Below are 21,647 nucleotides of genomic sequence, written 5' to 3'. Positions count from 1 at the left end.
CAAAGACATTTTTGAAGATTCTATTCCTGGTATTAGTCTTGAAAAAGCTCAGAGAGAATTATTAAATAATAGAAAAGCTACTCATACAGTTATAGCTATAATAGATTCTCCAATCGATAAAGACCATGAATATGTGAAAGATTATATTTGGGTAAATAAAGGAGAAATTCCAAATAACAATATTGATGATGATGCTAATGGATATGTAGACGATATTCATGGATGGAATTTTCAAGGAAATTCACAGGGTGAGAATATTTCTTTCATGCACATGGAATATACAAGAATCATAAGAAAATTTGATTCTTTGTTTAAAAACAAAAGTTCGGAAGAGATAGAGGAAAATGAAAAAGATACATACGAATCGTATCAGAAGGCAAAAGAATATTATTCAGATAGGTTAGCAAAATCAAAGCAAGCTGAACAATATTATACAATGATTTATAAAGCTTACTACAAAGCAAAAGATCAATTGTCTCCATACTTAAAAAATGACTTTTCCAAAAGCAAATTAGATAGTTTAAAGAATATGCATTCAGAAGACAAACCTTTACAGGATGCTATTTTTAACTACAATACATTTAGTCAATTTACATCTGAAGAAGTCATAGACATAAGTTACATCATTTACTCAAATCATATAAAAGTGTTGTTGAATACTGAATATGATGAGAGGGAGAAGAAAAGGGATAATCCAAATGATTTATCTGATAGATTCTACGGTAACAATAATGTAAGTCATAGCTTGGATATTCTGACACACGGAACCAATGTTGTTGCGCCTATGATAAATTATGATTCTAAAAATGACACAATCAGAGGTATATCTTCATCTAATCGAATTATGCCTATAAGTATTTCGGGTTACGGAGATGAACATGACAAAGATATCGCCTTAGCTATTCGCTATGCAGTAGACAATGGAGCAAAAGTAATTAATTTGAGTTTTGGTAAAAGATTGTCTTTACACAAAGAATGGGTTTTTGATGCCTTAAAATATGCGGATGAACACGATGTTTTGATAGTTTCATCTGCAGGTAACAATAGTATGGATTTGGATGTTGTGAATGACTATTATCCGAACGATAACGTTAATAATGGTCAAGAAGTTTCAAGAAATTTTTTATTGATCGGATCATCATCGTTCAGTGTTAATGATAGCTTAGTCTGTAATTTTTCAAATTACGGAAAAAAAGATGTTGACATATTTGCTCCAGGAGAAAAGATAGCAACACTGCTCCCTTTCAATATATATACGTACGAAAGGGGCACTTCAATGTCTGCTTCTATAACGTCAGGTATTGCAGCTTTGATTTTTTCTTACTATCCCAACCTAACCGCCGCAGAAGTGAAACAAATTATTATGGAATCGGGTGTTTCTTTCGACATTATGGTTAAGAAACCCTCTGCTAGTAATGAAAAAGAACTTGTTCCCTTTAGTTCGCTATCCAAATCCGGCAAAATAGTCAATGCCTACAACGCTTTGTTGCTTGCGGAAGAGGTTTCAAAGAAAAAGAAGCGGAAGAAAAGAACTAACTAATTATTAAGTAATAGAAAAAGCGAAAGAGCTTTTTATTAACTTAAAGAGAAACTTATCTTAGTATAAAAATTTAGACTTGAAATCTATTCAACATATAGTATGGTTTTCGATTTGTTGTCTTATTTCTGCCTGTGTAACAGTACAAATAGGAAATAACTATTCTGAGTCAATTACCATTACGCATGCAAAAAAACAACCACTTACTAAAAATGAAATACAACACTGGCATTTCAAGAATATTTTTAATGATACTATACCAGGAATAAGTTTAGATAAAACATATAAAAAGCTTCTAAAAGATAAAAAGTGTGATACTATTGTCATAGCCGTAATTGATACTGAACTTGATATTGATCACCCTGATTTAAAAAATCAGATATGGACAAATACGGATGAAGTTCCTAATAATGGATTAGACGATGACAACAACGGTTATATAGACGATATGCACGGTTGGAATTTTTTACAAACAATGATAGGAGGGGATATTCAATACTCTAAATATGAATTTATTAGAGTTATAGAAAGAGATGAAAAAGAATTTATAAATAAAACATTAGAAAGTATACCTAAGAATTTAAAGAAACGATTTAAAGAGTATAAACGAGCTATTAGAACATATGAAAAAGAAAAAGAATATGTGATGAATGATATTGAAACTTATAGACGTATAAAGTATAAGTTTATAGAAGCAGATTCTTTATTGAAAAAATATTTCCCTACTAAAAATTACACGATATCACAGTTAGATTCGTTAGCTACAGAGATTAGTGACTCAGTATTGAAAGTAAGGGTAAGCTACATGAAATATTATTTGAAGAATGGTATAGATGTAGAATGGACAAATAATGGAATAAAAGAGGAGAAAAAAAAACTAGCTACAATATTAAATTTTAATTATAACGACAGAAAAAATCAAAGAGACAATATAGATAATCTTAGTGATAGAGATTATGGAAATAATAATATACAAGGAACTAAAAAAGGTAATCATGGTACAAAGGTAGTGTCAATCTTGGCAGCTACTCGTAATAATAATTTAGGAATAGATGGAGTTACAAACACTGTAAAGGTAATGTTTCTAGGCGTGGCTCCTTTTGGTAATGAACACGATAAGGATATCACACTAGCCATTCGTTACGCAGTAGATAATGGAGCAAAAATCATTAACATGAGTATTGGAAAAGAATTCTCAACACATCCAGAATGGATAAAAGAAGCTTTGTTATATGCACAAAGTAAAGATGTACTTGTTGTTTCTTCTGCGGGTAATAAAAGTTATAATTTAGATACAGAGTTTGATTTTCCAGATGATTACGATGACAAGGGCGAATATGTAGATAATTTTATAAAAGTTGGGGCAAGCTCGTACAAGGCTGACTCTACATTAGTGTGGTTGTCTTCAAATTACAGTGTAAAGAATGTTGATGTTTTTGCGCCTGGACATAAAATTCATTGTTTAACTCGCGACGGGTGGCATAATTCTTCAGGTACTTCCTTTGCATCTGCGATTGTAACAGGTATTGCGGCTTTAATTCGATCATATTATCCAAATTTGTCTTCAATTGAAGTTAAAGAGATTATTTTAAAATCAGGAATTTCTTTTGATGTAAACGTAATAAAACCTTATCCTTATGGAGAAAAACAACCAGAAGAAAGAATTCCTTTTCAATTGATGTCCAAATCAGGCAAAATAGTTAATGCTTACAACGCCTTGCTGATGGCGGAAGAGGTTTCAAAGAAAAAGAAGCGAAAGAAAAGAACGAACTAGATAGTAAATATTTTTTACCTTAAACAGGGTGTCAAGATATACAAAAGCATATGAGAAGATAGTTATATAAGAATACGAAAAAAGATTCCTTTCAATTATAAAAAAAGAGAGCCTTGGCTCTCTTTTTATTTTCTATAAAAATTCCTAAGAAGGAGTTGTAAAAGTTATGGTTAAAAAGTCCGTTAAACAAGTTGTTTGAAAACATGTAAGTTGTGAAGTGCAATCGGAAGCCATTTTTCCACCAGAGATATCTTTAGAAGAAAAATTAGAAACAGATTTTTTGTTAAGATTTAGTGTTTTAAGACTCTTTTTTTTCATAATAAAAAATTTAAAATGTTAATGATTCTACTAAGTAAATAAAACTATTTTAGATACCCAAAGAGTCTCAACAAAGTTTATTAAAAATGTACTATTAATTGTTATCGAATTAAATGAATACTAATGGTCGGAATTTCATCGCTAGGAAAGTGATACGAGTGTGTAGAATCAATAGTAATACCGGCAAGATGAATGGCTTCTAAGAAAATAGCCAACTCTACAATGTATTGATCAGAAAAACCATGCGTAACATCATAAGCCGTACATGGTGTTTTTCCTAAGTTGGCAGCTACAATTTCTGGAGCAACGGTATGCAGCTCAATAAAAAGCAAACCATGTTTTTGAATGTAAGGCTTCCATTTTTGAAAATGCTCTATTAAACTTTGTGCAACATCAATAGTATGTAATTGTTTTCCTCGATGTGCAAAAGCGCCAGAAGAGAGCAATTTTCCTTTGTATACTTCTTTTGGTTTGTTAAAGGGACGATTATGATCTAAAAATGAGCGAACGTTAAGAAGGTCTTCCAGTTTGACATTGTATAACTTTTGCAGTTTTTTGTCAATCTCAGCAGGATTTCCAATGTCGCCCCATACAACTTCTGCCCACACATTGGCCTTTTCCAAATTCCGTTTGGTACTCAGTAGAGCTTCTTTGTTATAATCGGCTCCAATCAAAATCAATTGATTCGTTTCTAAATCATTTCTTCGCGTGGTATGATTCCATATCAAATCAAAAATATGCTCCAATAACGCACCATTCCCACAGCCAACATCAATAATTCCTTTGGGTTGTTTTGCGAGAGGCTTATTAAAAATATCAATTAAAACAGCATCAAACTTATTGAAATATGTAGCATGTGAGCCGCCGCTTCCCCACACATTAATACCGCGAAATACGTGTTGTTCATTTCCTAAAGAATCCTGTTGGAAAAAGGGTAAAAAATCACCTGTCAAATAGGTTTCAGTATGACGCATAATGGGTATATATGAGGTAGTTACGCCATACGCATAGCTCTTAGTAATTAAAAACACTCCTTTTGCCGTAAAATTATTACCATCATGAAGTTCCAATAATTGTAACACTTTTTGAAGTGATATATCTTCCAAAAAAGTTGTAGACGTTACATTTTTTAAATCAGCATGATATCCCAAATACACCAACAAAGGCGCTACTAAAACGCCTTCCAAATGAGAAGAAACTTCTTGTTGAAAATACAAGTCATTTTTCAATTTCTCTTTGGTTGTAAACCAGTATTCTGCATACTCAATTAAAGTATCTATTTTGGGTAATGGAAACTGAAAAGACGCTTGTAACAAGTTGTAATAGTAGTCAAAAAGACGATTAAAATGTATATAATGCACTATGTGTTGCTGAAAATCTTGAAACTTAGGAGTGATTTCAATACGTACTTCATCATTTGTGACGGTATACTTTAAAATGCCTTGTGATGCTAAACTACGAAGAGAAATATTTAAATATCCTGCGTGAAACGGTGGAAAATTTTCAATAATCTTTCCTAGAGTAGTAGACGTTGCACGCGCCAAATAATCAAAAACGCCATATTTTTCCAGTACAGAAATTGAAGCCGTAATAGCAATTCCATCTTGATGTTTAAATAATAAGGATCGAAAGGCGCGCTTTTGTTCTCTGGTCAAGCTCATATTACTAAATATAAGGAATTTTCAAATACAGCAGAAAAGAAAAAGAACTGAAGAATTTGTTTCTTCAGTTCTTTTAAAAAAGGTTGTATACTAAATTATGTACTAACCATTCACATCACATACGTCTCCTGGGAATTTAGTGGGAGGCAGAGGTTCGGGTTTTGGAGGAATAGGACAAAACTTTACGGTTTCTGGCCAAAAAGAATCTTCCCCTCCGTTTATGTTTTGTAACATCTTTAAACTAGAAATTGTTTTTTTATGTAACGATAAATTTTTCAATGTTTGTTTTTTCATGATATAACGTTTTACTATTTATATCCTCAAGTTAAGTAATGCAAGAGTGATATAGAAGATTGAATTTCCGAAAAGCAGTTTTGAATTGCTATAATAGAAAAAGGTAAAATTAGATTCCCTTCGGAATCGCATCAATTAATTTTTGAGTGTAAGATGATTTAGGATGCGCATATATAGCATCAGCTTCTCCTAGTTCTTCCATTTGTCCAGCATTCATGACCAACAATTGATCTGAAATATACTTCACCACCGCTAAATCGTGTGAAATAAAAATGTAGGTAAAACCAAAATTATCTTTAAGCTCATTTAGTAAATTTAACACTTGCGCTTGCACAGATATATCTAATGCAGAAACCGATTCGTCACAAATAATAAGCTTAGGTTGAAGTGCAATGGTTCGTGCAATACCAACTCGTTGCCGTTGGCCTCCTGAAAACTCGTGTGGATATTTTCCATAATGTGAAGCATCCAAACCAACGCGTTCCAATAATTCTAATACTTTTTCTTTCCGCTCAGAATTGGTTGCATATAATCCATGTACTTTCATAGGTTCTAAAATTGCAGCACCAATAGGAATACGTGGATTAAGTGAGGCAAACGGATCTTGAAAGATAATCTGGATTTCTTTGCGTAAATTTCTAATCTGATCTGTTGCTAATTTGGTAATATCAACACCTTTATATAAAATTTGCCCTTCAGAAGCTTTGTGAAGTTGTAAAATAGTATTTCCTAAAGTAGATTTTCCACAGCCAGATTCACCAACTAGCCCTAAAGTTTCTCCTTCATATAAAGAAAAACTCACATTGTTTACAGCTTTCACTTCTGTAGATTTTCCAAAAATACCTGCTTTGCTGTAAAATGACTTTGATACATTTCGCACTTCGAGTAAAGGAGGTTTTTCATATAGTTTGGCATGGCGTTTTGCACGCTCATCTGCAGAAACAACCTCAGTAGAAATAGTTCCGTTTAAAGCATCTTGAATTGTAGGTAGTTTTTTCAACCGAACTTCTAAAGAAGGTTTAGATTGCAATAGTGCTTTGGTATACGTATGTTGTGGTGTATGAAAAATTGTAGTTGTGTTTCCTTTTTCTACAATATTTCCTTGATACATAACGACTATTTTATCAGCTATTTCACTTACAAGTGATAAATCATGCGATATAAAAATAATACCCATTTGAGTTTCTTGCTGCAAGTGTTTTAATAAATGGATGATTTCTTTTTGAACAGTTACATCCAAGGCTGTTGTAGGTTCATCTGCAATAAGGAGTTTGGGTTTGCAGGCAATAGCCATCGCAATCATTATGCGTTGTTTTTGCCCACCACTCAATTGATGAGGATACGAACGGTACATTTGCGAAACTCTAGGGAGTTTTACTTTTTCGAATAAGGATAAAACAGTTGTTTTGACTTCTTTTTTTGAACATATTTTATGTTGTAAAAGAACTTCTTCTACCTGTTTTCCACACGTCATTGAAGGATTGAGTGAGCTCATTGGTTCTTGGAAAATCATCGATATTTCATTTCCACGCAAGTGCTGAAAAGCTTTATTAGAAAGAGAGGCTAGATTTTTTCCTTCATATAGTATTTCGCCTGAGATTTTTACATTTTTTTTAGGCAATAAACCCAATACGGCAAGAGAAGATACAGATTTTCCACTTCCCGACTCGCCAACAATTCCTAGAATTTCATTTTGTTGTAATGTATATGAAACTCCATGGATGACTTCATTTCCTTTAAAAGAAACACGTAAATTTTTAATCTCTAGTAATTTACTCATGATTCAAAATTACGCTTTTGAAATGAATTACATTGAATAAGTTGGTGATTAAAAAATTAGTATAAAAAAGTGTAATTCATCGAAAAATTTGCAAAACATTTAAAATATTAATAAAAAATTAACACTTTTGCGACGAATTAATGAAAATTAATCAATAATAAACAAATAATGATATGTATAATTCACCTAAACTACATATTATTTATACAGTTCTTTTTCATTAAAAAATTAATTAACTAACACCAAATTAGCACATGAAAAACAAGTACTTTTCTATGGGGCTACTCGCCTTCGGAATGTTTTTTGCGCAAAGTACATTTGGACAAACTGACGCTGAAAAGCAAAAAATTGTAAGTCAGTATGATGTACAACAGCTAGGAACATTACAAAACAAATTTACAGCTGTACAAGCTCAAGAAAAGCAAAATGCGATTCGACTTGCACAGCAAAATGGTTGGGACATAAAAAAAACCTTACCAGACGGAACTCTTATTGAATTACAAAAAGTAACGGCAGATGGTCAACCTATTTACTACACGACTTTCAATGTTGATGCTGCGCGTTCTACAAGAACGAACTACTTAAATGCAGGTGGCGGATTAGGATTGAACCTTATGGGACAAAACATGACTGCCCATGTATGGGATGGGGGAATTGCTAGAGCATCTCACCAAGAATATGATGGACCAGGAGGAACCAATCGATTTTCTGCGGGTGACTCCGGATCATTAAATTACCATTCGGCTCACGTAACAGGGACTATTATGGCATCTGGAGTAGTTGCCAATGCAAAAGGAATGGCACCACATGCAAGCGCAGTAGGTTATGACTGGAACAGTGATAAAGCTGAAGCTACTGCTGAAGCGTCTAGCGGAATGTTAATCTCAAATCACTCTTATGGTTTTAGAGGAGATCTTGTTCCTGATTATTATTTTGGAGCTTATATTGACGAATCAAGAGATTGGGACGAAATTCTTTTTAATGCGCCAAACTATTTGATGGTAGTTGCTGCAGGTAACGACGGAAACCAAAATAGCTATAATGGAAGTCCTTTAGATGGAAATAGCTCTTATGATAAATTAACAGGGCATTCAACAGCAAAAAATAACTTAGTTGTTGCTAATGCGCAAGATGCTAATATTGATGGAAGTGGAAACCTAGTTTCGGTATCTATTAATAGTTCTAGTAGTGAAGGACCAACAGATGATTATCGTATCAAGCCTGATATTACAGGAAATGGAACTTCTGTATATTCTACATATGAAACGAGTGATACAGCGTATAATTCAATCACAGGAACATCAATGGCATCGCCTAATGTTGCGGGTTCTTTATTATTGTTACAACAACATGCTAATAATACGAATGGTTCGTATATGCGTGCTGCAACTTTAAAAGGGTTGGCATTACATACCGCAGATGATGCTGGGTCTAATGGACCTGATGCTATTTTTGGTTGGGGATTATTAAATGCAAAGCGTGCCGCAGAAACAATTACTAATAACGGAAACGAATCTAAAATTGAAGAGCTAACCTTAACTTCTGGTCAATCATATACAGTTACAGTTGATTCTGATGGTGTAAGTCCATTGTTAGCATCTATTTCTTGGACAGATCGACCAGGAACAGCAACTACAGCGACAAACTCATCTACAGCAGTATTAGTAAATGACCTAGATATTAGAGTAACTCAAGGAGGAACTACGTATAGTCCGTGGAGGTTAACTGGTGTAACGACAAATGGAGTAGGAGACAATACTGTAGATCCTTACGAAAGAGTTGATATTTCAGGAGCTTCAGGAACGTATACTATTACGGTAACACACAAGGGTTCTTTAGTAGGAGGAAGCCAAAACTTTTCTTTAATTGTTACTGGATTATCAGGAACACCTGTAGTATGTAATGCTACTACGCCAACAGGAGTATCTACATCTGGAGTAACTGACTCAGAAGCAACGGTTTCTTGGACAGCAGTTCCTGGTGCTACTTATGATGTAAGATATCGTCAGGTAGGAACTACTTCTTGGATTACCAATGCAGTTACAGGAACTTCTACTACTTTAAGTGGATTGTCTGCTACTACACAGTATGAAGTGCAGGTGCGCAGTAAATGTACTAGTGGAAATTCATCATATAGTACTTCTGTTAACTTTACAACTACTGAGTTCCAATTAAATTATTGTGCTTCTAATGGAAATAGTGTTGCTGATGAGTATATTGGCAGAGTACAATTAGGAACGTTAGATCACAGCTCAGGAGCTTCATCAGGAGGTTATGGAGATCATACTTCAGAATCTACTTCATTAACAAAAAATCAATCGCATACCATTACAATTACACCAACTTGGACAGGAACCACATATAGCGAAGGATATAGTGTTTGGATCGATTATAACCAAGATGGTGATTTTAGTGATGCTGGAGAGCAAGTTTGGACACAGGCAGCTACACAAACAACACCTGTAAGTGGATCGTTTACAGTGCCTTCTTCTGCAACTAATGGAGCTACTCGTATGCGTGTTTCTATGAAATATAATGGTGTGCCAACAGCATGTGAATCATTCTCTTATGGAGAAGTAGAAGATTATACTGTAAATATCACTGCAGGTGTTGTTGATACGGTTGCTCCAGTTATTACATTAAATGGAGCTGCAACAATCAATTTAACAGTAGGAGATTCATTTACAGATCCAGGAGCTACAGCGACCGATAATATTGATGGAGATCTTACATCTAATATTGTTGTAACAGGCTCTGTAAATACTTCTGTAGAAGGAACTTATACGCTTAACTATAATGTAAGTGATGCTGCAGGAAACGCTGCAACTCAAGTGTCTAGAACAGTTATTGTTACGGCACCAGCTACAGGCGGTTGTACAAGTGGAATATCTTCTTTCCCTTATAGTGAAGGATTTGAAAATACGTTAGGAGCATGGTCACAATCTTCGGCAGATGATATTGATTGGACTATAGATGCTTCAGGAACACCTTCTGGTAGTACTGGACCTTCAAGTGCTTCACAAGGAACTTACTATGTGTATGTTGAAGCTTCGGGAAGTGGTACAGGATATCCAAATAAGCAAGCAATTTTAAATTCGCCATGTTTTGATCTTAGTGGAGAAACACAAGCAACTTTTGCGTTCAAATATCACATGTATGGAGCAGCTGATATGGGAACAATTGCTTTAGAAGCAAGCGATGATGATGGAGCAACTTGGACTTCATTATGGAGTGAATCTGGAAACAAAGGAAACTCATGGTTATCTGCAAGTGTTGACTTATCTGCATATGTAGGAGGAACTGTTCAACTTCGTTTCAACAGAGTTACAGGCTCTACTTGGCAAGCAGATATCGCAATTGATGATGTAAGCCTTACCACAAGTGGAGGAAGTGGACCATCATGTTCAAATGTGTCTTTATCAATCACTTTTGATAATTACCCAGAAGAAACTGCATGGCAAATTACGAATAGTGGTGGACAAGTAGTAGCTTCTGGTGGAACTTATGGCTCTCAAGCAGATGGCTCTACTTTGAATATTGCAGTTGGATGTTTGGATGATGGATGTTATGATTTCACTATTACAGATACTTATGGTGACGGAATCTGTTGTACGTATGGAAATGGTTCATTTACCTTAACAAATAATGATACAGGAGCAACGTTAGCTTCTGGAGGATCATTTACATCATCAGATACAACAAACTTCTGCTTAACAGCAACGACAAATGCAACGACTGATGACATAAGATATGCAACTACAGCTATTGATACACAATCAGCTTTTGAAGTTCAAATTTATCCAAACCCTGTAAAAGGAGGCGTATTAAATGTTACAACTTCTCAAGAAAATGCAAGTTATACAATCACTAATATGATGGGACAACAAGTAGCAAAAGGAAACTTAACTGCTAGAACTGTTGATGTTTCTTCATTGCGAAGTGGTGTGTATATGATTCAAATAAATGCTGAATCACAAACAGTAACTAAGAGATTCATCAAGCAATAATAATTGATAAATTTTAGAGTGCTTAAAAGCTCAAGCAATATTGCTTGAGCTTTTTTATATGCAAATAATTTCTAATAATAATATTCTTATATTCGAACGGCGAATTATTATTAGTATATGATACATTCTTCTTCAACTGAGCAAAAACCAATCAAGATTCTATATATCATCATCTTGGTGCTAACGTTTGGATGTGTGTATACGTTTATTTTTGATTCAAAAGTAAGTTTGGTTGGGGACAATGCAAGCTATTATATTTTAGGTAACGCACTCGCTGATGGAGCAGGTTATACTAATATTCATCATCAGGAAAAAGAGGCTCATTATCATTATCCGCCAGGTTATCCTTTACTGATAGCTGGTATATCACGTATTTTGGGTGATGATATAGTTACAATCAAAATAGCCAATGGAATTTTCTTTATTGGAGCAGTATTGTTGCTCTTTTTTATAATAATAAAACTCACCGCAAATAATCACATAGCTTTTGTAAGTTGTTTGTTAGTACTGATGAATTATCATTTAGTAGGATACACAACGATTATGATGAGTGAAATGCCTTTTTTATTTTTTTCATTAGTATCTCTGTGGCTATTCTTTACGGTTGATTTTTCAAAAAAAATATATACCAATACAGTATTTATAGCACTAACCCTATGTGTCATGTTCACATTTTATATTCGCTCTACAGGGTTAGCGCTCATTGCTAGTATCGCTTTTTTTCTAGTAGTACAAAAACAGTGGAAATATGCATTGACTTTTATAGGTAGTTGTATAATTCTCTACTTTCCTTGGTGGTGGCGAAGTCAAAACACTATGGGAAATTCGTATCTAAATCAGTTAGTATTAAAAAACCCATATAAACCTGAACTTGGTACAATGGGTTTTACAGATTTACTCGAAAGAGTTTTTATAAATTTTGAACGGTATATCACCAAAGAAATTCCTTCGAGCATGGCTACGAATGTAGATAGTATATACACCGGAAGTGACACTTCTTTTACAGCATGGCTCATAGGATTTATATTAATAACTGGAATTACAATTGGGATTTTAAAACTTCCTAAATTTAGAGCTTTCATTGCAGTATACATAGTAACATTTGTTTCCTTATTGTTGCTGTGGCCAAGTGTTTGGTATGGTGTACGATTTATATTGCCACTTATTCCGTGTTTGCTTTTTTTATTTGTAGTAGGAACGATTACTTTTTTAAAGTGGATAACAGTTCAAATAATCCCTAAAAAACAGAAAATAGTATTGCCTATTTTAGTATCTCTACTTGTAAGCGTTTGGATTTTTCTATACGGAGTTACTTCGATACAAAAATTACATACCCAAGCTATAGAAACGTATGCAGCTAATTATAAAAATTATTTTGAGCTTGCAACTTGGGTTCGTGATCAAGCTCCTAGTGAAACAGTTACTTGTGTACGGAAAGAAGGCTTATTCTATTTATTCTCAAAAAAATACGTAACAAATTATCCTAAAACAACCAATAAAGAGGCATTACTAGAGCATCTGAAAGCCAAAAATGTAACGTATGTAGTTGTAGAACAATTAGGCTATTCTTCTACGGCTCGATATTTGGTTCCTGCAATTGATCGATATCCTAATAAGTTTAAAGTTATAAAAGAACTTTCCAATCCTAATACATATTTAATGAAGTTTACACCTGAATTTGGTTATTCGGGTAGCTGGAAAGATGATATGCGAAACGGCTATGGCATATATGTTTGGGAAGATGGGCAAAAGTATGAAGGCTATTGGAAGGATGATGTACGTCATGGAAAAGGAACCGTGTATTTTCAGAATGGAGAATCACTTTCTGGAACTTGGAAACAAGGAAAATTAGAAGGAGAAGTCATTAAAAAAGATGCTAATGGACAAGTAATTGAAGTAAGCATGTATGCGAACAACCAAAAAGTTCAAGGGAATGATAAAACCAACTAAACTTTCCATAATCATTCCTGTTTATAATGAATCGGCAACGGTTTTGATGATTTTAGAAAAAATAATTGCCGTTCAGTTACTTAATAATATTCAAAAAGAATTAATCATTGTTGACGATTGCTCTACGGATGACTCCCAACAGTTGATACATCATTTTATAAAAGAAAACTCGTTTGTAACCATCCATTTTTATGAACATATAAAAAATAAAGGAAAAGGTGCATCAATTCAAACAGGGATTAGTCATGCCACAGGTGATTTTTTGATTGTTCAAGATGCTGATTTAGAATATGATCCTAATGAATATAATGTGCTTTTAGAACCTATTTTGCAAAATGAAGCAAACGTAGTATATGGTTCTCGTTTTTTTGACGGAAAGTCACGTAAAAAGCTTTTCTTTTGGCAGTATATAGGTAATAAATCGTTGACTATCTTATCTAATATGGTTACTGGGTTTAAGCTCACTGATATGGAAACGTGTTATAAGCTGTTTACAATAGAAATTATACAATCGATAACGCTTACAGAACAACGTTTCGGATTTGAACCTGAAGTTACCGCAAAACTTTCTCGTATACATGGCGTTCGGTTGAAAGAAGTTTCAATTTCTTATTACGGACGAGATTATCATGAAGGTAAAAAAATAGGTTGGAAAGATGCTGTTAGAGCTATTTATTGCATTCTTAAGTACGGATTATTCCGAATGAATTAAACTTAAAAAATGATGGAAAATTATGTTGGAATTTGATAAAACGTAGTTTTAAACATGTAAAATTTCGTTTTCCTCCAGCAAGGCATCATTTCGTAAGCGAAGAAGAATTTGTGCTATTGCAATCACGTCTTTTTCACAATAAGAAATAATTCGATCTATGTCTTGTTCTTCATAATAAACAGTACGTACCTGACTACCATCAATATCATCTTTAGGCGATGGAATTCCTAAAATTTTAGTCATGAGACGTAATGAAGTATAATGTTTATAATCGCCAAATTTCCATAGCTCCATTGTGTCAAGATGAGGAATCTCCCAAGGTTTTTTGCCAAATAAATTCAGTTTGTGAGGTAAAGAAATACGATGAATAATCATACGGCGAGCTATATAAGGGAAGTCAAATTCCTTTCCATTATGAGCGCATAAGACATGATGAGGTCTGTCAAAATGTGATTCGAGTAAAGACTTGAATTCACGAAGTAATTTTTCTTCTTCTCCGTGAAAAGAAGTTGTTCGAAATTGACGAATATCTCCTTTATTTGCAAAATAGCCTACAGATATGCAGATAATTTTACCAAATTCTGCCCAAATGCCTGCTCGATCATAAAATTCTTCTGGAGAAAATTCATCTTTACGCTGATAGGTTGTTTTTTGTTCCCACAAAAGTTTCTCTTCGTCATCTAAATTGTCAAAGTGAGGATATTCAGGAACTGTTTCAATATCTAGAAACAATACATGTGTTAAATTCAATTTTTGTAGCATAAATCTTTGTTTTAGTACGTTTGTGAGTGAAAAATAGGCAGTGTACTAATTAAGATGTGCTTTTTAATCGCTTTTTAAGTTTTTCTTTATAAAAGTTCTTATCAGCAATATACAGCGTTTTAATTACTTCCGCAAAATTCTGTCCATCATGGTTTTTCAAAAAAGTCGTTTTTTCAATGGTCATTTCATGATTTTCTACAATTTGCTCTCGAATTGATTCAATTTCTTCTTCATGAAAAGTAAAATCACAAAATAAATTTTCTTTGGCAGGTCGTTTGTAGTTAATTGTTGCAGCTTTATCCCAAACCACATAGTCGTTTCCCAAAATTTGCATTAATTGTGTCATGTAAATAGGGTCTGTTGCAGCAAACATACTTCCGCCAAAAATGGCACCTACATAATTCTTATTTTTATAGCTTATAGGCACTTTAATAGTCACTTTTTTAAGGTCGTCGCTAATGTGAACAACACGAGCAGTAGTGCGGCGATACATGGGCGATAAGTTAAAGCCGTACTTATAAATGGTAGAAATAGGCAAAAACTTTACTAGTATTTTTTGTAACTGTCTATACATTCTTGATAACTTACGATTGCAAAAAATAAAGATAAAAAAACCACCTCGAAATAAGAGGTGGTTTAAAAATAATAAGAAGTTAAAAATCTTAATTCTCATTTTGCATATGACATTGTGTTCCACACCTTGTATGGTCACTTGCACACCACGTGTTTACAATTGATACTAATCCTCCTTGAATGTGTTGGATTTTTTTAGCATCAACTTTTGCAATCGTTAACTTTCTTAAATTGATTTTCTTTGTTGTTCCTTTTTTCATGATTTTAAAATTTAAAGATGAATAATTTGATTAATAACAAAAGTCTGTGACACAGGGAACATGTTTTGTTTCACATAGAATATCTTTAGATGGACAATTGATATCCCGACTTTTACAAAGAATATCAACAGAAATACATAGAATATCTGTATTATTTTTTCCACCTACAGCAGTTTCTTTAAAGCTGGAAACAATGGTCTTCTGTAATTCTAAATTTTTAAAACTCTTTTTTTTCATTTGAGAATTGTTTTAATGCGTTAAACATGGTTCAAACTTACTCGTATTGAAACTAAAAAAGGGCATGAAAAAAGGGCTGCTACTATCATTTTATAAAATGAAAAGCTACAAATCTTGAGGGCAAGTTTCTTGATTTAAACTTTGATGACTAGGAAGAAGAGTATTAAATTCTGAACCTCCTTTGATAGAATCAAATTGTATAATTACGTTTTTGTTTAATGATAGCTTTTTTAATGTGAGCTTAGTGTTTTCAATGTTTTTCATCATGTTTCATATTAATGTTAATAATGAATATAAATTAATGATGCTTGTTTACTTTTTCCAAATAAGAGGTCTATCATTTTATAAAATGATGTAGGTATTGCTATACCAAAATAGAGTAATACGGTTTAGTTGAAAAGAACGCTCATAGTTTTTTAAGAAGCAGCTTTTACATGCTTATAAGAAGTGTTTTTTAGCAAAGAGAGCAGTTATTTTATGTAGAAAACTCTGTTATATTGTATAACGCAGGTTTATCTTAAATGCTTTTATTCAAGTTTTGAATGTACTCTGAAGGATTAAGACCAGAGTATTTTTTGAAGGCTCTAGTAAAAGTTAACGTACTATTGTATCCGAATTCTATAGCCAATGCACTAATTGCATATTTTCTGTAGGTAGCGTTTTCTTTTAAAGTTAGTAAGGCATGATTAATTTTTAATTCATTCATATATTCTTTAAAGTTTTTGCCTTTATAGTGATTTATGACAGCAGATAGATATGTTGTATTAGTTCCTACCTTTTGAGCTGTTGCACTCAAATCATACGAATTATCTAAAAAGAAATAATTATCTTCTAGACGAGACAATTTTTCTAAAATGATATGAACTGTTTTCTCATCTATTTGTAATGATGAATGTTTGTTAGTACTAACTTTGTTTTCTTTTTTACGACTTTCTAATTGCTTTATTTTAAGCATCAGTGTCTCAAAAGCTTTTTTGTTTTTATAGGCTTTTCTTTTATACAAAAAATACCCTAAAAGCAGGGTAGTCAGCAATAAAATGGCAATTAACAATAAGAAGAAAGATTTCTTTTCGAGTACTTTATTGCTCTTTTTTAAAAAACTAGATTTATACTCATTCTCTATACTATTTAGCACATGTATTTTTTGCGGATCTAACACTTGTTCATACCGTTGTCGGTATTTTTCATAGTAAAAATTAGCATTTTTATAGTCTTCTTTTTTCTTATAACAATTGCTTAAAAGCAGGTATGCATCTAGTAAATTTCTAGTGGAAGAAAATTGGTATTTTTTTTCAAATCCTTTGATGGCTTTTTTTCCAAAATAAATGGCGGTATCATACTCTTGCTTCATTAAGTAGTTTTTGCCTTTATAAAGATCACACTCTAAAGAAAAGCTATGAATTTTAAGTGAGTCTTGTATATTTTTAGCAGCTTTAAAATGCAATAAAGATTCATCAAATTTTTTGCTGAGAAAAGAAATAATTCCTTGGTTGGTTAACAAATGACCTTTTAACTTATGCTGAATACTTTTAATTTGAGGAGCTAATTTTTCGTGATCTAATATTTGTTGATTGCGCTTTAAAGCTTCAACATTATAGATATTGGCGCTATCAAGGTTTTTTAATCTTCTATGCGCAGTGGCAATGTTTAACAAAGTTGCTATATACGCTACATCATATTTGTTATAGGAAGAATAGTTTTCAGGATTGGTCCTTTTTAGAAATTTTAAATTTTGTTGATGTAGGTGTAAAGCTTCTCTATAATCTGAAATCTCAGATTTTATCATAGCAATATTTGACCGAATAGAAACTAGTAAATCATTTAAACGATATTTTTTTAATGTATCTAATGCTTTTGAATAGCAGTAGTACGACGAATCAATTTGTTGTGTATCTAAAAAGCTTTGTCCTTTTTGCTTTAATAAAAAAACAACCTCTTTCGGATATACATGATATTGTGTTTTGAGTGCGCTTATTGCTTGATCATAGTATGCATTTGCTTTTGTGTAATTTTTAAGATGGTAATTAATTCTTCCTAGAAATTGATACGCTTCATATACAGTATATATGTTTTTTGATTTTTCAGCTCTTTTTAGGTATTCATTGGCAAAAGGTTGTGTCGCTAAAGCATTTTTCTCAATAGTATGAACAATACTATCTTTAAGATCAGATGTGGAAAACTTGCTGAAATTCGAATGGTTTTGCAAGTTTTGAGCATTTGCAGTAATGAAAAAGCACAAAAATATTTTCAATAGGAGAAAATGAATTTTTTTATGAGATGCTATCATTTCAACTTTTAAAAAAGAGATTGTTGCTTTACAGGATTTTCATGATCAAGTAACCATTTTTTTCGCCACAATCCACCTGCATATCCTGTGAGCGAACCATCACTTCCAATAACGCGATGACACGGAACAACAATCCACAACGGATTTTTTCCATTGGCAGCCGCTACAGCTCTGATTGCTTTTACATCGCCCAATTTTTTGGAAAGTTCTAAATAGGAACAGGTTTTTCCGAAATGAATTTTTAGCAATTCTTTCCAAACTTTTTGCTGAAAATCGGTTCCTTGAGGTGCCAAAGGAAGTTCAAACTGAATACGCTTTCCTTCAAAATATTCCTGTAATTGTAACACGCAATCATGGAGGACTTGCGGAATTTCTTCCGAATTTTTAATAACCGAATCGTCATCTAGTACCGAAATTTCACAAATAGCGCTACTGCTAGAGATAATTCTGGCAACGCCTAAAGGTGTTTTAGTATGGATTGTATGTAGATTCATCGGGCAAAATGGTATATTTCATCGATAAAAAGATTATAATTACAGATGAAATGCATTTTTTTTTTAGATTTGTTATGCATGAATAATTATTGTTAACCGATGGTGTCATGCACAAAAAGAAAGTTGTTAGTAGTTGGTGATTTGAGTAAAAATTTACCAATGTAAAAATGGCCCAGAGAATTTATTCTTCTGGGTTATTTTTTTCAATCAGCCCTAATTTTTTAGCTCTGTTTTCCCAACTTTTACGTGCCAATTGTTGTAAATCAGCAACGTTGTCACTTTCATCCATAATTTCCAAACCTAATAAAGTTTCAATAACATCTTCTTGACTCACTAGGCCACTTACCGATCCGTATTCATCCACCACCAAAGCAATGTGTTCACGTTCTTCAATAAGTTTTTCGAATAACTCAGGGATGGGCAAATTTCGGTCAGTAACTAACAATTCTCGTTTGATAGATGATAATGGCTCTTCACCTTTTCCGTGAATAATCGCTTCCATCATTTTGTCTTTTAAAATATAACCAGATATGTCATCAGGATTTTCTCCATGAATTGGAATACGAGAAAATTTTAAATCTGGATTTTCTTCATAAAACTGCTGGATAGGCTTGTTGGCCGAATCTATTTTTAATACAGATCGCGGAGTCATTACATCTTTTACCAATATATCTTTAAAACCTAATAAGTTTCGGATTACTTTACTTTCAGACTCTTGAAAAACACCTTTATCTGTAGCAATTTGTGTCATTGCACTAAAATCTTCACGACTCAAAATACTTTCGCCATGACCTTTACTACCTATAATTTTTGTAAACAGTTGAAGTGTCCACAAGATTCCGGTATATTTTAGTAATACAACCATTATTTTAAGTGTCTTTGTAGTGAAGTTTGCCAATTGTCTCCAGTACATAGCTCCAATCGTTTTTGGTATAATTTCAGAGGCAACTAAAATTAAGATAGTCATTATTGAAGATACAATGAATACACCATATCCTTCGTCACTAAATAGTTTTTTTGCTTCTGCACCCACCAAGATAGCTCCTACAGTGTGTGCAATAGTGTTTAATGTAAGAATAGCAATTAGTGGTTTGTCTACATCTCTTTTCAATTCTTGCAAATCTGTAGCATAAGGTTTTCCTTCTTTTTTCTTAATATTTACAAATGTTGGTGTTACACTTAGTAATACAGCTTCCAAAATGGAACATAGAAACGAGAAGAAAATAGAAATAACCCCGTAAAATATTAGTAATGTCATGAGTGTTTAAAAATTGTATTCAGCGAATTTAGTTAATATTTTGCTCAATTTTTGAGATAAGTTGTTGGAATCTTAAAAGTTTTGTCTTTTCGCTGGTTGTATTACCAACCTCTGTATCTAGGTGGTTCAATGTTATTTAAGTTTAAATATACAATCAATTGCCCTCTGTGATGCGTAACGTGGTCTTGCAGTAAATTTAAAATTTGCAGTTTCGTTTTCGGTCCGGCAAAGAATTCTACAATTTCTTTTAAATCACTTTCCTTCGCAGTTTTTACCATTGTTGATGTTTGCGTAAAAGAAGCTTTTAGTGCAGCTATAATATCAGCTTTGGTGGTTAGTGTTCCTTCCTTTGTTTTCTTTTTTTCGACAGAAAAGTATGTGGTACTTAACCAATCCATATTTTGTTTGATGTGTATGAGTTGCTCTCGAAACGTTTTTTGACGTTCTGTAGGTTTATAATCGTACGCATCTTCTGGCATCAATTCTGCCATTTCAACCAAATAATTTTTAGAGTTTTCCCATTTTTCTAAAAAAGCAGTAATTGGTGTGTCTTGGGCATTTGCCAATAAGGAAACAAGTAGTGTAAGTACTAAAACGTATTTTTTCATAAATTTTATTTAGACAGTAACTGAATCACATCTTTAGCAAAGTAACTAGCAATTATATCAGCACCAGCACGCTTAAACGCCATGATTGATTCTAGCATTACTTGATCGTGATCTAACCAACCTTTTTCTGCAGCTGCTTTAATCATTGCATATTCACCACTTACTTGATATACTGCTACAGGGACATCAAATTCATTTTTGACTTCGCGAACAATATCTAAATAAGCCATGCCAGGTTTAACCATTACTATATCTGCACCTTCGTCAATATCCATTTCTGTTTCGCGCATAGCCTCGTAGCGATTTGCAGGATCCATTTGATAGGTTTTTTTATCACCAAAACCAGGTGCAGAATCTAATGCATCGCGGAATGGACCATAAAATGCGGATGCATATTTGGCACTATAGCTCATAATGCCCACATCAGTGAAGTTTTCATCTTCTAGTGCTTCACGAATACTTACAATTCGTCCATCCATCATGTCACTTGGAGCGACAAAGTCGGCACCAGCTTCAGCATGAGATACACTCATCTCTGCCAATACTTCTACGGTATCATCATTGATAATTTTTCCTTCACTTACAATTCCATCATGCCCAAATGAAGAATACGGATCAAGAGCAACATCCGTCATCACAATCATTTCTGGACAAGTATTTTTAATGGTTTTAATAGCGCGTTGCATTAAACCGTTTGGATTGAGTGCTTCCGTCCCTTTGTTATCTTTCAAATTGTCTGGCACTTTTACAAAAAGTAAAACTGAACGCAAACCTAGACTCCACAATAATTTTAACTCATTGACTAAAGTATCTAAACTGTGTCGATAGTAATTGGGCATGGATGGAATCTCTTCTTTTATGCCTTTACCTTCTACCACAAAAAGAGGGACTAAAAAATCATTGGCACTTATCGTATTTTCTCTTACCAAGCCGCGTATAGCTGCATTGGTACGTAAACGTCTGTTGCGTCGAAGTGGGAACATATTGTTGTTTTTGAAAAGTTGTACAAAGATAGCAAATATTCAGGCGAAAGCTATATGATTAATATATAAGATAGGTTTGATATAGCTTTATTGTAATATGCTTGATTTTAAGAACGAATAAATGTAATCAACAGTATTTATAATCAAACTTA

At 33.2% G+C, this 21,647-nt stretch carries 18 protein-coding genes; 5 read left to right on the top strand and 13 right to left on the bottom strand.

Features of this window, described 5'->3' with window-relative positions:
• Together AA088_RS14435 and AA088_RS14430 are read left to right on the top strand one after the other, a co-directional pair.
• Positions 1-1,540 (top strand): S8 family serine peptidase (locus AA088_RS14435; protein ID WP_046745738.1); only part of this gene is annotated, 1,540 nt, incomplete at its 5' end.
• Between the two features lie 76 nt (positions 1,541-1,616).
• Positions 1,617-3,311 carry a S8 family serine peptidase gene (locus tag AA088_RS14430; RefSeq protein WP_046745737.1) on the top strand — a complete coding sequence of 565 codons (1,695 nt, stop codon included), beginning with the start codon at positions 1,617-1,619 and terminating at the stop codon, positions 3,309-3,311.
• Positions 3,312-3,455: 144 nt separating this feature from the next.
• Here AA088_RS14430 and AA088_RS18435 read toward each other — a convergent pair whose 3' ends face one another.
• The 4 genes from AA088_RS18435 to AA088_RS14415 all read right to left on the bottom strand — a co-directional run bounded on the left by AA088_RS18435 (position 3,456) and on the right by AA088_RS14415 (position 7,364).
• Positions 3,456-3,629 (bottom strand): hypothetical protein, encoded by a 174-nt coding sequence (locus AA088_RS18435; RefSeq protein ID WP_157547248.1) that lies wholly within the window; start codon positions 3,627-3,629, stop codon positions 3,456-3,458.
• A 101-nt stretch (positions 3,630-3,730) separates the two neighbouring features.
• Positions 3,731-5,290, bottom strand: a complete 1,560-nt coding sequence (locus AA088_RS14425; protein ID WP_046745736.1) for a class I SAM-dependent methyltransferase — start codon at positions 5,288-5,290, stop codon at positions 3,731-3,733.
• 102 nt (positions 5,291-5,392) lie between these two features.
• Positions 5,393-5,584 (bottom strand): hypothetical protein, encoded by a 192-nt coding sequence (locus AA088_RS14420; protein WP_046745735.1) that lies wholly within the window; start codon positions 5,582-5,584, stop codon positions 5,393-5,395.
• A gap of 109 nt (positions 5,585-5,693) precedes the next feature.
• Positions 5,694-7,364, bottom strand: coding sequence for an ABC transporter ATP-binding protein (locus AA088_RS14415; RefSeq protein ID WP_046745734.1), 1,671 nt, complete (start codon positions 7,362-7,364; stop codon positions 5,694-5,696).
• Between the two features lie 254 nt (positions 7,365-7,618).
• Here AA088_RS14415 and AA088_RS14410 point away from each other — a divergent pair, with 254 nt between their 5' ends.
• The 3 genes from AA088_RS14410 to AA088_RS14400 all read left to right on the top strand — a co-directional run bounded on the left by AA088_RS14410 (position 7,619) and on the right by AA088_RS14400 (position 14,033).
• Complete coding sequence (locus AA088_RS14410) at positions 7,619-11,371, top strand: S8 family serine peptidase (RefSeq protein WP_046745733.1); 3,753 nt, start codon at positions 7,619-7,621, stop codon at positions 11,369-11,371.
• Between the two features lie 117 nt (positions 11,372-11,488).
• On the top strand, positions 11,489-13,321 hold the full coding sequence (locus AA088_RS14405) for a glycosyltransferase family 39 protein (protein WP_046745732.1): 1,833 nt from the start codon (positions 11,489-11,491) through the stop codon (positions 13,319-13,321).
• Positions 13,305-14,033 (top strand): glycosyltransferase family 2 protein, encoded by a 729-nt coding sequence (locus tag AA088_RS14400; protein ID WP_046745731.1) that lies wholly within the window; start codon positions 13,305-13,307, stop codon positions 14,031-14,033. The genes AA088_RS14405 and AA088_RS14400 overlap by 17 nt, the downstream gene beginning before the upstream one ends.
• 48 nt (positions 14,034-14,081) lie before the next feature.
• On the opposite strand, the gene AA088_RS14395 is transcribed toward AA088_RS14400, so the two are convergent.
• The 9 genes from AA088_RS14395 to hemB form a co-directional block, all read right to left on the bottom strand.
• Positions 14,082-14,795, bottom strand: coding sequence for a 3'-5' exonuclease (locus AA088_RS14395; protein WP_046745730.1), 714 nt, complete (start codon positions 14,793-14,795; stop codon positions 14,082-14,084).
• A gap of 49 nt (positions 14,796-14,844) precedes the next feature.
• The gene (locus AA088_RS14390; RefSeq protein WP_046745729.1) at positions 14,845-15,369 is read right to left on the bottom strand and encodes a DUF4442 domain-containing protein; all 525 of its coding nucleotides are present in this window, start codon (positions 15,367-15,369) and stop codon (positions 14,845-14,847) included.
• An 88-nt stretch (positions 15,370-15,457) separates the two neighbouring features.
• On the bottom strand, positions 15,458-15,628 hold the full coding sequence (locus AA088_RS18430) for a hypothetical protein (protein WP_157547246.1): 171 nt from the start codon (positions 15,626-15,628) through the stop codon (positions 15,458-15,460).
• 342 nt (positions 15,629-15,970) lie between these two features.
• On the bottom strand, positions 15,971-16,132 hold the full coding sequence (locus AA088_RS18425; protein ID WP_157547244.1) for a hypothetical protein: 162 nt from the start codon (positions 16,130-16,132) through the stop codon (positions 15,971-15,973).
• Between the two features lie 250 nt (positions 16,133-16,382).
• Positions 16,383-18,071, bottom strand: a complete 1,689-nt coding sequence (locus tag AA088_RS14380) for an AraC family transcriptional regulator (RefSeq protein ID WP_162199693.1) — start codon at positions 18,069-18,071, stop codon at positions 16,383-16,385.
• Between the two features lie 89 nt (positions 18,072-18,160).
• A complete protein-coding gene (locus tag AA088_RS14375; RefSeq protein ID WP_046745726.1) occupies positions 18,161-18,646 on the bottom strand; it encodes a methylated-DNA--[protein]-cysteine S-methyltransferase in 486 nt (161 codons plus the stop codon).
• 181 nt (positions 18,647-18,827) lie between these two features.
• Positions 18,828-19,904, bottom strand: coding sequence for a CNNM domain-containing protein (locus AA088_RS14370; RefSeq protein ID WP_046745725.1), 1,077 nt, complete (start codon positions 19,902-19,904; stop codon positions 18,828-18,830).
• Positions 19,905-20,005: 101 nt separating this feature from the next.
• The gene (locus AA088_RS14365) at positions 20,006-20,512 is read right to left on the bottom strand and encodes a DinB family protein (RefSeq protein WP_046745724.1); all 507 of its coding nucleotides are present in this window, start codon (positions 20,510-20,512) and stop codon (positions 20,006-20,008) included.
• 5 nt (positions 20,513-20,517) lie between these two features.
• Positions 20,518-21,495 carry a porphobilinogen synthase gene (gene hemB, locus AA088_RS14360; protein WP_046745723.1) on the bottom strand — a complete coding sequence of 326 codons (978 nt, stop codon included), beginning with the start codon at positions 21,493-21,495 and terminating at the stop codon, positions 20,518-20,520.
• Between the last annotated feature and the right edge of the window lie 152 nt (positions 21,496-21,647).

The sequence above is a fragment of the Kordia zhangzhouensis genome (assembly GCF_001005305.1).
GTDB classification, from domain to species: domain Bacteria; phylum Bacteroidota; class Bacteroidia; order Flavobacteriales; family Flavobacteriaceae; genus Kordia; species Kordia zhangzhouensis.
This window is presented reverse-complemented; position numbering and strand designations above follow the sequence as displayed.